Origin of the sequence: Mesorhizobium sp. WSM3860, assembly GCF_002294995.1 — a bacterium.
GTDB lineage: Bacteria > Pseudomonadota > Alphaproteobacteria > Rhizobiales > Rhizobiaceae > Mesorhizobium.
Window position 1 is genome coordinate 44,219 of sequence record NZ_NSGF01000003.1, and the last position, 12,960, is coordinate 57,178.

At 64.3% G+C, this 12,960-nt stretch carries 13 protein-coding genes; 11 read left to right on the forward strand and 2 right to left on the reverse strand.

Going from position 1 to position 12,960, the window contains the following annotated elements; genetic code table 11:
* Positions 1-106 precede the first annotated feature (106 nt).
* The 5 genes from CK220_RS06695 (at position 107) to hflX (ending at position 6,549) form a co-directional block, all read left to right on the forward strand.
* Positions 107-2,398 carry a PAS domain-containing sensor histidine kinase gene (locus tag CK220_RS06695; RefSeq protein ID WP_095810796.1) on the forward strand — a complete coding sequence of 764 codons (2,292 nt, stop codon included), beginning with the start codon at positions 107-109 and terminating at the stop codon, positions 2,396-2,398.
* Positions 2,388-3,749: a sigma-54 dependent transcriptional regulator gene (locus CK220_RS06700; RefSeq protein WP_095810797.1), complete on the forward strand. Its 1,362-nt coding sequence runs from the start codon at positions 2,388-2,390 to the stop codon at positions 3,747-3,749. The genes CK220_RS06695 and CK220_RS06700 overlap by 11 nt, the downstream gene beginning before the upstream one ends.
* Positions 3,750-3,907: 158 nt before the next feature.
* The gene (locus CK220_RS06705) at positions 3,908-4,771 is read left to right on the forward strand and encodes a D-amino-acid transaminase (RefSeq protein WP_095810798.1); all 864 of its coding nucleotides are present in this window, start codon (positions 3,908-3,910) and stop codon (positions 4,769-4,771) included.
* A 143-nt stretch (positions 4,772-4,914) separates the two neighbouring features.
* Positions 4,915-5,160 carry an RNA chaperone Hfq gene (gene hfq / locus CK220_RS06710; RefSeq protein ID WP_066989720.1) on the forward strand — a complete coding sequence of 82 codons (246 nt, stop codon included), beginning with the start codon at positions 4,915-4,917 and terminating at the stop codon, positions 5,158-5,160.
* Entirely contained in the window at positions 5,161-6,549 is a 1,389-nt protein-coding gene (gene hflX, locus CK220_RS06715) for a GTPase HflX (RefSeq protein WP_095810799.1), read from the forward strand.
* A gap of 8 nt (positions 6,550-6,557) precedes the next feature.
* Here the strand turns inward: hflX and mazG are convergent, their stop codons facing one another.
* Positions 6,558-7,382, reverse strand: coding sequence for a nucleoside triphosphate pyrophosphohydrolase (gene mazG / locus CK220_RS06720; RefSeq protein ID WP_095810800.1), 825 nt, complete (start codon positions 7,380-7,382; stop codon positions 6,558-6,560).
* Positions 7,383-7,464: 82 nt separating this feature from the next.
* Positions 7,465-8,646: an amino acid aminotransferase gene (locus CK220_RS06725; protein WP_095811144.1), complete on the reverse strand. Its 1,182-nt coding sequence runs from the start codon at positions 8,644-8,646 to the stop codon at positions 7,465-7,467.
* 186 nt (positions 8,647-8,832) lie between these two features.
* Between CK220_RS06725 and CK220_RS06730 the strand changes: the two genes are divergently transcribed.
* The 6 genes from CK220_RS06730 (at position 8,833) to CK220_RS06755 (ending at position 12,940) form a co-directional block, all read left to right on the forward strand.
* A complete protein-coding gene (locus CK220_RS06730) occupies positions 8,833-9,354 on the forward strand; it encodes a sigma-70 family RNA polymerase sigma factor (RefSeq protein WP_245429012.1) in 522 nt (173 codons plus the stop codon).
* Positions 9,351-10,124: an anti-sigma factor gene (locus CK220_RS06735; protein ID WP_095810802.1), complete on the forward strand. Its 774-nt coding sequence runs from the start codon at positions 9,351-9,353 to the stop codon at positions 10,122-10,124. Before CK220_RS06730 ends, CK220_RS06735 begins: the two co-directional genes overlap by 4 nt.
* A 38-nt stretch (positions 10,125-10,162) precedes the next feature.
* Positions 10,163-10,879 carry a Bax inhibitor-1/YccA family protein gene (locus tag CK220_RS06740; RefSeq protein ID WP_095810803.1) on the forward strand — a complete coding sequence of 239 codons (717 nt, stop codon included), beginning with the start codon at positions 10,163-10,165 and terminating at the stop codon, positions 10,877-10,879.
* Between the two features lie 201 nt (positions 10,880-11,080).
* Complete coding sequence (locus CK220_RS06745; RefSeq protein WP_095810804.1) at positions 11,081-11,956, forward strand: aldose 1-epimerase family protein; 876 nt, start codon at positions 11,081-11,083, stop codon at positions 11,954-11,956.
* Positions 11,957-11,959: 3 nt separating this feature from the next.
* Positions 11,960-12,370: a hypothetical protein gene (locus CK220_RS06750; protein WP_095810805.1), complete on the forward strand. Its 411-nt coding sequence runs from the start codon at positions 11,960-11,962 to the stop codon at positions 12,368-12,370.
* Between the two features lie 177 nt (positions 12,371-12,547).
* Positions 12,548-12,940 carry a GFA family protein gene (locus CK220_RS06755; RefSeq protein WP_095810806.1) on the forward strand — a complete coding sequence of 131 codons (393 nt, stop codon included), beginning with the start codon at positions 12,548-12,550 and terminating at the stop codon, positions 12,938-12,940.
* Positions 12,941-12,960 lie beyond the last annotated feature (20 nt).

The window sequence follows — 12,960 nt, forward strand, 5'->3', positions numbered from 1 at the left end:
TTTTGGGGTTAAGTCGGGGAAAGATTTCCGTCCCGGCCACACTTGTTGCATAATCGCCACAATGCGTTGCATACATCCGACGCAATGACCGACTCTAGACGGCGATATGGCTGCTGAGGCTCCGACACTGAACCAACCGCTTTTCAGCCGGGCCGGCGTTCGCGACGGTCGCCGGCTGCTGGCGCTGCCCGGCGTGGTCGCCATCGTCGGCGCCATGATCACCGCAGCGATCTCGTTTGCGATCCTGGTCGGCGCAACCCCGATCGCGCCGAATGCAAACGCCACCTGGGCGCTGATCGCGCTCAACGCCGTCTTCGTCCTCTTCCTGATCGCCCTGATCAGCCGCGAGATCCGCCGCATCGTCATGGCGCGCAGGCACGGCCGTGCAGCATCGCGGCTGCATGTGCGCATCGTCGCCATGTTTGCGCTGGTCGCCGCCATCCCGGCGATCATGGTCGCGATCATCGCCTCGATCACGCTCGATATCGGCCTCGACCGCTGGTTCGAGATCCGTACCAAAACGATCGTCAATTCGTCGCTGTCGATCGCCGATGCGTATGTCCAGGAAAATGCCCGCAACCTGCAGGGCACGACCCTGTCGATGGCCTACGACCTCGATGCCTCGCGCACGCTCTACGGGCTCGACCGCACCGGCTTCCTCGACCTCATGAATAAGGAGGCCGTTGGCCGCGGATTGGCGCATGCGGCGCTGATCAAGCCTGACGGCTCCTTCGTCATGAGCGCCAAGACCGACGCCGACTTCGCCATGCCGGAGCCGCCGCCCGGCGCGGTCAACACGGCCGCCGACGGCAAGCCGGTGCTGATCGAGCCGCGCACCCGCAACATCATGGGCGCCATCGTCAAGTTGCGCGAGATCGAAGGTCTTTACCTCTACACGATCCGGCTCGTGGACCCAGACGTTATCAAGGCCCGGCAGATCGTTCGGTCGAACACCGACGAGTATCGCGGACTGGAAGAGAACCGTCGCACTTCGCAGGTCGCGTTCGCGCTGCCCTATCTGTCGCTGACCCTGATCGTCATCCTGTCGGCGATCTGGACCGGTATCGCCGTGGCGGATCGCATTGTCCGGCCGATCCGCCAGCTGATCGGCGCGGCCGACGAGGTGGCCACCGGCAATCTCGACGTCGCCGTCCCCGTGCGTCAATCCGACGGCGACGTCGCTTCGCTCGGCGACACCTTCAACAACATGATCCTCGAGCTCAAATCGCAGCGCAACGAGCTGCTGTCGGCCAAAGACCTGATCGATGAGCGGCGGCGCTTTTCGGAGGCGGTGCTGGCCGGCGTGACCGCCGGCGTCATCGGCGTCGACCCCTACGGCGTCATCACCATCGCCAATCGCTCGGCCGAAACGATGCTGGCGATCTCGGCGAGTGCCGCGCTTGGACAGAACCTGTCCGCCATCCTGCCGCATGTCGGCCGCGTCTTCGAGATCGGGCGTCAATCCGGCAAGCCGGTCTATCGCGAGCAGGTGACTTTCTTCCGCGCCGGCATGGAACGGACTTTCAATGTCCAGGTCACCGTCGAGGCCGGAGACGACGGCTCGGAAGAAAAATCCTATGTCGTCACCATCGACGACATCACCGACCTCGTGCAGGCGCAGCGGTCTTCGGCCTGGGCGGATGTGGCAAGGCGCATTGCCCATGAGATCAAGAATCCGCTGACGCCCATCCAGCTCTCGGCCGAGCGCATCAGGCGCCGTTACGGCAAGGTCATCACCGAGGACCGCGAAGTCTTCGATCAGTGCACCGACACCATCATCCGGCAGGTTGAGGACATCGGCCGCATGGTCGACGAATTCTCGGCCTTCGCCCGCATGCCGAAGCCGGAGATGAAGGTGATAGACCTGCGCGAGTCGCTGCGCGAAGCTTCGTTCCTGGTGGAAGTCAGCCGCTCCGACATTGCTTTCCAGCGCGATTTCGGCAACGAGCCGCTCAAGGGAACGTTCGACAGTCGCCTGATGGCGCAGGCCTTCGGCAACGTCATCAAGAACGCCGCCGAGGCCATCGACGGACTTGATGCGCAAGACCGTTCCGACGGCACAATCCGGATTCAAGCCGGGCGCCAAGATGGCGCCATAAGGATCGATGTTATCGACAACGGCAAAGGGCTGCCGCGCGAGAATCGGCAGAGACTGCTCGAGCCCTACATGACGACGCGCGAAAAAGGCACCGGCCTTGGCCTCGCTATCGTCAAGAAGATCGTGGAGGACCATGGCGGCCGGCTCGAATTGCACGACGCGCCGCCCGATTTCCACGGCGGCCGGGGCGCGATGATCTCGATCATCCTGCCGCCGGCGGCGGTCGTCGCCGCGCCGCCACGCGGCGAAGGCCGCAACGAACACGAACGAGAAACTGAAAAGGTCGGTAATGGCGTCTGACATTCTCATCGTCGATGACGAGGAAGACATCCGCGAACTGGTCGCCGGTATCCTGAGCGACGAAGGTCACGAAACCCGCACGGCACACGATGCCGACAGCGCGCTGGCGGCGATTGCCGATCGCGCGCCACGGCTGATTTTCCTCGATATCTGGCTGCAGGGCTCGCGCCTCGACGGTCTGGCGCTGCTGGACGAGATCAAGACGATGCATCCGAACATGCCGGTGGTTATGATCTCAGGCCACGGCAACATCGAGACGGCGGTGTCGGCCATCCGGCGCGGCGCCTATGATTTCATCGAGAAGCCGTTCAAGGCCGACCGTCTCATCCTGATCGCCGAGCGCGCGCTGGAAACCTCCAAACTGCGGCGCGAGGTCTCCGACCTCAAGCTGCGCAGCGGCGAGACCTTCGACCTGATCGGCATGTCGTCGGCGATGAGCCAGTTGCGGCAGACCATCGAGCGCGTCGCGCCGACCAACAGCCGCATCATGATCATCGGTCCGTCCGGCTCCGGCAAGGAACTGGCGGCGCGCGCCATCCACGCGCTGTCGGCGCGCAAGAACGGGCCGTTCGTTACGCTGAGCGCCGCCACCATCACGCCGGAACGCATGGAGATCGAGCTGTTCGGCACCGAATCGAACGGCACCGAACGCAAGGTCGGCGCGCTGGAGGAGGCGCATCGCGGCATCCTCTACATCGACGAGGTCGCCGACATGCCGCGTGAGACGCAGAACAAGATCCTGCGCGTGCTGGTCGAGCAGCAGTTCGAGCGGGTAGGGGGCACCAAGCGGGTCAAGGTCGACGTCCGCATCATCTCCTCGACAGCGCAAAACCTGGAGGCCATGATTTCCGATGGCCGCTTCCGCGAGGACCTCTATCATCGCTTGGCGGTGGTCCCCGTCATGGTGCCGGGTCTCGCCGAACGGCGAGAGGATATTCCGTATCTCGTCGACAACTTCATGAAGCAGATCGCGCGCCAGGCCGGTATCAAGCCGCGCCGCATCGGCGACGACGCGCTGGCCGTGCTGCAGGCGCACAACTGGCCGGGGAACGTGCGCCAGCTGCGCAACAATGTCGAGCGGCTGATGATCCTGGCGCGAGGCGGCGACGTCGACGCGCCGATCACCGCTGACCTTCTGCCCTCCGAGATCGGCGACGTCATGCCGCGAACGCCCAACCAGTCGGACCAGCACATCATGGCGCTGCCGCTGCGCGAGGCGCGCGAGCAATTCGAGAAGGACTATCTGATCGCCCAGATCAACCGCTTCGGCGGCAACATCTCCAAGACGGCCGAGTTCATCGGCATGGAGCGGTCCGCCTTGCACCGCAAGCTGAAGTCGCTCGGCGTATAAAAGCAATTCAGGAAAAGTGCGCAGCGGTTAGGCTCGGCGGCTCCGCCCTAGTCTTGCGACAATTGGGTAGCCCCACAGAGGCGGTTGGCCCACGCGATTGTTCATTACGGCAGCGGCGGAATCGCTTAAGAAAGCCGGACATTTCCGTGAGGTAGCCCATGCCGCGCATTGCCTATGTCAACGGGCGCTACGTCGCCCATGCCGAAGCCCGCGTCCATATCGAGGATCGCGGCTACCAGTTCGCCGACGGCGTCTATGAGGTCTGCGAGGTGGCGCGCGGCTTTATCGTCGACATGCCGCGCCATCTGGCCCGGCTCAAGCGCTCGCTGAAGGAATTGTCGATCGCATGGCCCGTCTCGGAAGGCGTCCTGCCGATGCTGCTGCGCGAGGTGGTGCGCCGCAATCACGTCGTCAACGGCCTGGTCTATCTTCAGGTGACGCGCGGCGTCGCCAGCCGTGAATTCGTCTTTCCGGCAGCCGGCACCCGGCCATCGTTGGTCATAACCGCCAGGAAGGCCGACCCCTCTGCTGCCGCCAAGCGGGTTGAGACCGGCATCAAGGTCATCACCGTCCCGGAGAATCGCTGGGACCGCGTCGACATCAAGAGCACCGGCCTTCTGCCCAATGTGCTCGCCAAGCAGAAGGCCAAGGAAGCCGGCGCCCAGGAGGCCTGGTTCGTCGATGCCGACGGCACGGTCAAGGAAGGCGGCTCGTCCAATGCCTGGATCGTCACCCGCGACGGCGTTCTGGTGACGCGGCCCGCCGAGCACGGCATCCTGCGCGGCATCACCCGCACGACACTGTTCGACGTCGCCGAAAAGCTCGGTCTGAAGATCGAGGAGCGCGGGTTTTCGGTCGCCGAAGCCAAGACAGCGCGCGAGGCTTTCATCAGTTCCGCGACCACGATCGCCATGCCGGTGGTCGAAATCGACGGCGCGCCGATCGCGAACGGCCACCCCGGCTCCATGACACTTTCGTTGCGGCAGGCATTTTTTGACATTGCGGAAAAAAGTCCAGCCTGATAACCGCAAAGGTGGAATAAACCTCAACTATCTCGTTCTGCTTGTCGTTTAGGCGGCAAGAGGGGGTTTGCGCGCTTGACAGGCGCCGCGTAATTTGGCGCATTGGCCTGCAGACCGAAGGGGATCGGCGAAAGACAAAAACAATGGCGGAACGATCGCAAAACCTTCAGGACCTGTTCCTGAATTCAGTTCGCAAGAGCAAAAATCCACTTACCATCTTCCTCATCAACGGTGTGAAGCTGACCGGCGTGGTCACTTCGTTCGACAATTTTTGTGTGTTGTTGCGGCGCGACGGGCATTCACAGCTCGTCTACAAGCACGCCATTTCCACGATCATGCCGAGCCAGCCGGTTCAGATGTTTGATGGCGAGGAAGGCCAGGGCGCCTGATTGGCACGTGAGCAGGACGCGGACCGCAGAGTTCGCGGGAAACAAGGACATCAACTCGGGCCGGGAGCCAAGGATCCGACCCGGGCCGTTGTCATTGTGCCGGTGCTTGCGCGCCAGCCGCGCGGCGATGATGATTCGAGCCGTCCGCGCCTGAGCCGCTCGGCGGATGCCCGCCACTACGAGGCGGTCGGGCTTGCCAGCGCCATCGATCTCGAGCCGGTCCACACCGCGGTGGTGACGGTCACCGATCCTCGCCCGGCAACGCTGCTCGGCAGCGGCAAGGTGGCGGAATTCGCCGACATCGTGAAGGAACGCAAGGCGGAGTTGGTCATCGTCGACCATCCGCTCACGCCGGTGCAGCAGCGCAATCTCGAGAAGGAACTGAACGCCAAGGTGCTCGACCGCACCGGGCTTATCCTCGAGATCTTCGGCGAGCGCGCCAGGACCAAGGAAGGCACCCTCCAGGTCGAGCTGGCGCATCTCAACTACCAGAAGGGTCGGCTGGTGCGCAGCTGGACCCATCTCGAACGGCAGCGCGGCGGCGCGGGTTTCCTGGGCGGTCCCGGCGAAACGCAGATCGAATCCGACCGGCGCATCCTGCAGGATAAGATCACCAAGCTGAAACATGAGCTGGAAACGGTTCGCCGCACCCGCGACCTGCACCGCGCAAAACGCAAGAAGGTGCCATTTCCGGTTGTTGCGATCGTCGGCTACACCAATGCCGGAAAGTCGACGCTGTTCAACCGGCTGACCGGGGCAGGGGTGCTGGCGGAGGACATGCTTTTCGCCACGCTCGACCCGACGCTGCGCCGCGTGCGCCTGCCGCACGGCACGCCGATCATCTTGTCGGACACGGTCGGCTTCATCTCGGACTTGCCGACGCATCTGGTCGCAGCCTTCCGGGCAACGCTGGAAGAGGTCGTCGAGGCCGATCTCGTGCTGCATCTGCGCGATATCTCGGATCCGGATACGGCAGCGCAGGCCGAGGATGTCGAGCGCATCCTTGGCGATCTCGGCGTCGATGCCGCCGACACCAGGCGCGTGATCGAGGTATGGAACAAGATCGATCTGCTCGACGAAGGCAACCGCGAGCGCCTGCTTGCCGAGAGCGCCGGCGGCAAGGCGCCGCCGATCGCGATATCGGCAGCGACCGGCGAGGGGATCGATGCGCTGAAGGCGCTCATCGAGGCCAGAGTGTCGGGTGAGCTGGAAACGATGACGGTGACGCTGAGCCCCGCTGAGCTCGGCCAGGTCGACTGGCTCTACCGCAATGGCGATGTCGTTTCTCGGAGCGACAATGAGGACGGCAGCGTCACCATCTCACTGACGGCCACGCACAGCGCCCGCCAGGAGATCGAGAGCCGGCTGAACCGCAGGAACCACGGCTAGACCGCTGCTTATCTCGCGTTTTTGGCCTGCTGCCAGAGGGTTTCCATCTCGTCCAAAGTCGCCTGTTCCAACGACCTGCCGGAAGCCTCCAGCTCCCGCTCGACATAATGGAAGCGCGAGCGGAACTTCTCGTTGGTGCCGCTCAGCGCGGCTTCGGCATCAAGTTTCAAATGGCGACCGAGATTGACGACGGCAAACAGCATGTCGCCGAACTCGTCCTTGATGGGTGCCGCGTCGCCCGTGGCCAGCGCCTCGCGCAGCTCGCCGATCTCTTCCTCTATCTTGTCGAGGATGGGTGCTGCCTCGCTCCAGTCGAAGCCGACACGCGCAGCCTTCTCCTGCAGCTTCAACGCGCGGGTCAATGCAGGCAGCGCAACCGGCACGCTGTCGAGATAGCCCTTGCCGTGATCTTCCGGGTCGAAGCCGCGCGCGATGCGGGCGTTGCGCTTCTCTGCCTTCTCCACCGCCTTGATCTTCTCCCACATGCCCTTGGCCATGCCGGCGCTGCGCGCCTTCTCGTCGCCGAAGACATGCGGGTGACGGCGGATCATCTTGGTAGTTATGGCCTCGACAACGTCGCCGAACGCGAACTCGCCAACCTCCTGCGCCATCTGCGCGTGGTAGACGACCTGCAGCAGAAGGTCGCCCAGTTCCTCGCGCAGATCGTCGAAGTCGCCGCGCGCGATCGCATCCGCCACTTCATAGGCTTCCTCGATCGTGTAGGGGGCGATGGTTGAAAAATTCTGCTCGATGTCCCAGGGGCAGCCGGTCTTCGGCGCTCTCAGCGCCGCCATGATCTCGATCAGCCGGGAGATGTCTTTGGAGGGTTTCATGCAACAAACCCTAGCGCGCGCAGCGGCGGGCGACCAATCCCGCCGCCTGGCAAAAGCCCATTGTCCACAGTTGCGCCGGCGGTCAGTCGAGCACCGAAACGATCGCCTTGGCGAGCTCGTCCATGCCGTCCTCAGGCAGACCGGCCACATTGATGCGGCTGTCCCCCACCATATAGACGGCGTGCTCGGTGCGCAGCCGCTCAACCTGCGCTTCGGTTAGCCCCAGGCGGGAGAACATGCCGCGGTGGCTGGCGACGAAATCGAAGCGATCGGAATTGGATTGCCGACGCAACGCCTCGGCGAAGGCGACTCGCAGCCTGAGCATGCGCAGCCGCATCTCCTCGAGTTCCGTCTCCCAGTCCTTCTTCAGATCGGCCTCTTCCAGCACCATGCGCACGGCCGCCGCGCCATGGTCCGGCGGCATCGAATAGAGCGCTCGCGCCGCCGCCAGCATCTGGCTCATCGCCACGTCGGCCTGTGCGCTGTCCTTGGCGATGATCATGGCGGCACCGACGCGGTCGCGATAGACGGCGAAACTTTTCGAGCAGCTCGAGGCGACGACCATCTCCGGAACCTTGCCGGCGAGCAGTCGCAGGCCAGCGGCATCGGCGTCGAGCCCTTCGCCAAAGCCCTGATAAGCAATGTCGACGAAAGGCAGCAGGCCGCGCTCCAGCAAAACGTCGGCAACCCTGGCCCATTGCGCAGCATCCAGATTGGCGCCTGTCGGGTTATGGCAGCAGCCATGCAGCAGCACGACATCCCCGCTATTGGCGGCCTTGAGCGCCGCCAGCATGTCGTCGAAACGGACAGCGCCGGAAACAGCGTCGAAATAAGGATAGTCGCGCACCTGTAGGCCGGCGCCGCGCATCACCGGCAGGTGGTTCGGCCAGGTCGGATCGGAAAGCCACACCGTCGCGCCCGGGCGCGTGCGCTGTAGAAGCTCGGCCACCAGTCTGAGCGCGCCCGATCCACCCGGCGCCTGCGCTGCGCGGATGCGCGAATGATCGGCCTTCTCGCCGAAGGCAAGCTTGATCATGGCGGCGTTGAAGCCGGTGTCGCCGGCGAGGCCGAGATAAGTCTTGGTGTCCTGGCCCGCGAGCAGCCGCTTTTCGGCCTCGCGCACGGCGCGCATCACCGGCGTCCTGCCGTCGCGGTCCTTGTAGACGCCGACCCCGTCGACTTTGCCGGGGCGCGTGTCGGCGCGGTAAAGGCCGATCAAGGCGAGGATCTTGTCGGCGGGCGCGGGCTGCAGGGTCTCGAACATCGAATAGGGCTCCAATGGCGGCGGAGTGATACGCAAATCGGCCGCGCTTCGCCAGCGGTTTCCTCCGTATGCCGCTCGGTTGCTCGCTCACCCGAGGCCGGCGCAACGTCCGTGGAATCGCAAAAAGAAACGGCGGCCAGGGATTAAAATCCCCACATGCTCCGTAAACAGGGCATGAAACGGTCGATGGCACGCTTCGATATCGCCCGGCAGTTGGGATCGCTGCGGCGTTACGCGCGCTCGCTGACGCGCGACAGCGCCGATGCCGAGGATCTGGTCCATGATGCCCTGGTGCGCGCCTATGAGCGGCGCGCCACCTTCCGCTCGGGCGGCAACCCGCGCGCCTGGCTGCTTGCGATCCTGCACAACATCTTCATCGACCGCATGCGCTCGCGGCGGTCGGAGACAGCGCGCATCGAGCAGGCCGGTCATCTCGCCGATCAGAGCGCACCGGCGTCCCAGGACCATTCGGTGCGCCTTTCGCAGGTGCGCGAAGCCTTCCTTTTTCTGCCGGAAGAGCAGCGCTCCGCGCTGCATCTCGTCGCCATCGAAGGGCTGAGCTACGCAGAGGCCGCCGAGGTCAGCGGCGTCCCGCTTGGAACCCTGATGTCGCGCATCGGCCGCGCTCGTGCGGCGCTGCGCGAGATGGAGGAGGGCGCCGCGGCGCGCGGCAAAAATCACCTGAGGATCGTGGGAGGTGAATCATGACCGCTATCGTCGATCCGGTCACCGATGCCGATCTCGACGCCTATGTCGACGATCAGCTCGACGTCGCCCGCCGCATCGAGGTCGAGGCGTTCCTGTCCGCTCGTCCCGAAGTGGCTGCGCGTGTGATGTCGGATCTCAGAACGCGCGACGAGTTGCGCGTGGCGCTGGCCGGGCCAGGCGCAGTGGCGCGCCCAGCGACGACCGAGGCGGCGCGGCGGCTGGAGAGGGCGCTTGCCAGGGACCGTGCCTTTTCCGTGCTGCAGCGCGCCGCGGCCGCCGCCGTGCTGGTGGCGGCAGGGTGGCTTGCGAACGGCGTCTTCGGCCCGATCGCTGTCAGCGAGGTGGTCGCCTCGACGCAGCCGCCCGCCTATGTCGAGGAGGCGGTGAGCGCGCACCGGACGACGCTGGTGCGTGAGACGATGCCGTCCCAGGCCGAAGCGCCAAATTACAATGCCGACGAGATCCGCGCCGCGACCGCGATCGTCATGCCGTCATTGCCCGACGACTGGCGGATCCGCGATGTCCAGATCTATCCGTCGCGGTTCGGGCCGAGCGTCGAGATGGCACTCGAAACGAAGGACCTCGGGCTGGTGTCGCTGTTTGCGATCAGGCCAGGCACCTTCGACGTAGTGAAGCCCGCCGTCGCGCCTTCGGGCGATATCTCGTCCGCCTATTTCCAGATCGGCGAGGTCGCTTACGCCGTCGTCGGACAAGGCGATGCCGGCGATCTCGACCGGGCCGCCGAAAAGCTCGCCCGGACGCTCTACTGAAACAGCCAATCGAACCGACCAAACCAAGGAGAACCCCGATGAACAGCCCTAATCTCGGATACCGAATGGGCACCGGCGTCCAGGCCGGTGCCGTCTATGACGAGGGCCTGCGCCGGCACATGCTGCGCGTCTACAACTATATGGGCTTCGGGCTCGTGGTGACTGGCCTCGTCGCCCTCTTTGTGGCCTCGACGCCGGCGCTCTATGTCCCGATCTTCTCCAGCCCGCTGAAATGGGTGGTGATGCTGGCGCCGCTCGCCTTCGTCATGCTCTTGTCCTTCAAGATGCAGACGATGTCCGCCGCTAGCGCGCAGGCGATGTTCTGGGCCTTCTGCGCGGTCATGGGCCTGTCGCTCGCTTCCGTGTTCCTGGTGTTCACCGGCACCAGCATCGCGCGCACCTTCTTCATCGCCGCCACCATGTTCGGCGCCACCAGCCTCTACGGCTACACGACCAGGCGCGACCTGACGCAGTTCTCGTCCTTCCTGATCATGGGCCTGATCGGCGTGGTGATCGCCAGCCTCGTCAACCTGTTCCTCGGCTCGACCGCGCTGCAGTTCGCCATCTCCGTGATCGGCATCGCCGTCTTCATCGGCCTGACCGCCTGGGACACGCAGACGATCAAGGAGCAGTATGCCGAGAACTTCGACGCGGAATCCCAACAGAAGCTCGCCGTCTTCGGCGCCTTCTCGCTCTATCTGAACTTCATCAACATCTTCCAGTTGCTGCTGAATTTCACCGGCGAGCGTGAATAAGTCCGGACCGTAGCAGGCAACAGCTTCGAACCGTGGCCGACGGTAAACCGCTGGCCACGGTTTTTCTTTCGGCATCGCGTCTGGCGTGGCAGCGCTGTCGGTCGTTCACGGCGCTTGAGGGGGGCGCACCGCCTGCTGCCCTTGAGTTCAGGCGAAGCCTTTTGCTAGCCTTCCGGCCCGACCAGCAAGTCGCGAGGACGCATGGAACAGCTGACGCTTCACGGTGACGGCATCTCGGCGACCATCGTCGGGCAGGGGGCCGAGCTGGTTTCCTTGCGCGATGCCGAAGGCACGGAACTTCTGTGGCAGGCGGGGCCTGAATGGCGGCGTCATTCGCCGGTGCTGTTTCCGATCGTCGGTCGGCTGAAAGGCGACCGGTTGCGCCATGGCGGCAAAGCCTATCCGATGACGCAGCATGGCTTCGCCCGCGACAGGCGCTTTGCCTGGGCGGAGCAGGGGCCTTCCTCCTGCACGCTGGTCCTGAGCGATGACACCGAGACCCGCACCCGCTACCCATTCGCCTTTCGGCTGGCCGTAAGCTACAACCTAGGTGCCCGCCAGCTTGGCGTCACCTTCGAGGTCGCCAACACAGGCGATGAGATGCTGCCGGCCTCGATCGGCGCCCACCCGGCCTTCAACTGGCCGCTATTGCCGGAACTGCCCAAGGAAGCCTACACGCTGACTTTTGCCGACGACGAGCCGGCGCCGATACGACGCCTTAAGGATGGACTCATGCTGCCGACGCCGCAGCCGACGCCCATCGAAGGCAGTACGCTTGCGCTCTCCGAGCGGCTGTTCGATGACGACGCGGTCATTCTGGACAGGCCCGCCAGCACCGGTGTGCGCTATGCCGCCGGGCGGGGGCCGGCGATCGAAATGTCGTGGCAAGGATTCAACGAACTCGGCATCTGGTCCAAACCGGGCGGGGCGCCGTTCCTGTGCATCGAGCCCTGGCATGGCGTTGCAAGCCCGGTCGATTTCGACGGCGAATTCGCCGACAAGCCCGGCCTGATGCTGATCCCGCCGGGCGTGAAGCGCAAGCTGAGCTACCGGATCACCGTCAGCCGGGATCCGTAAGGCATGGCGTTCGCGATCAAGGCCGAGGTCAAGGATCCGCTGGCGGAGACATTCTCATTCGCTGCGCACAAAACCATGTACGGCGGCAAGCATATCGCCGAAGGCGACACGATCTTCGTGTTCGCCAGCGAGAACGAGGGCGGGCAGGGGCTTGTCGCGCGCGGCGTCGTCATGTCCGCCGAGGCCATTCGCAAAAGGCCTGATCTCGACCGCCAGACGCCGCGCATCAGTGTTGCCATCCGCCGCGCCGCACTGGCAACGCGGCGATTGGGTCGGGACGAGCTCAAGCGGTTCAAGGCCTGGAGCGATGGCAGGCCCGAGACCGAGCTCAACTTCAAATTCTATCGCCAGGCCACGAACAAGATCGTCGGCATCTCGGATGAAGCAGCGGCGTTTCTGGCCGCGTTTTTCTAATGGGCGGGGCAGAGGGTCCGGCTTCGACCGTCGTGCTGGACAGCGAGCCTGCAGCAATGGTTAGAAATACGGCACGGACGGGTAGGGCGCCAGCCGAAAGGCTGGCGCGGCTTCATCGACGGTCCCAACGCGGTTCGTTATAAACGTTCCGGCCGCTTGCTTTGAAGGAGACGCAACATGGACCAATTCACCGGCGGCTGCCTGTGTGGCAAAGTCCGGCTTGTCGCGTCGGGCCGCCCATACAGGGTCTGCATCTGCCATTGCCTCGACTGCCGCAAGCATCATGGCGCGCTTTTTTATGCTTCGGCGGTGTTCCCTCAGGACGCGGTTACGATCGACGGTGAGACGCGCGACTATGCCGGGCGGTTTTTCTGTCCGCGCTGCGGTTCCTCCGTTTTCGCGCGCACCGCGGACGAGATCGAAGTGCATCTCGGGACCCTGGATGCCCCAGATCAGCTAGTGCCGACCTACGAAAGCTGGATCAGCCGTCGCGAGTCATGGCTGCCGCCGTTTCCAGTCAGCAAGCGATACGAGCGCGATCGCGAGGCAACGAGTCGCTTCGAAGAATAGGGCGCTCCATTCAATTCTGG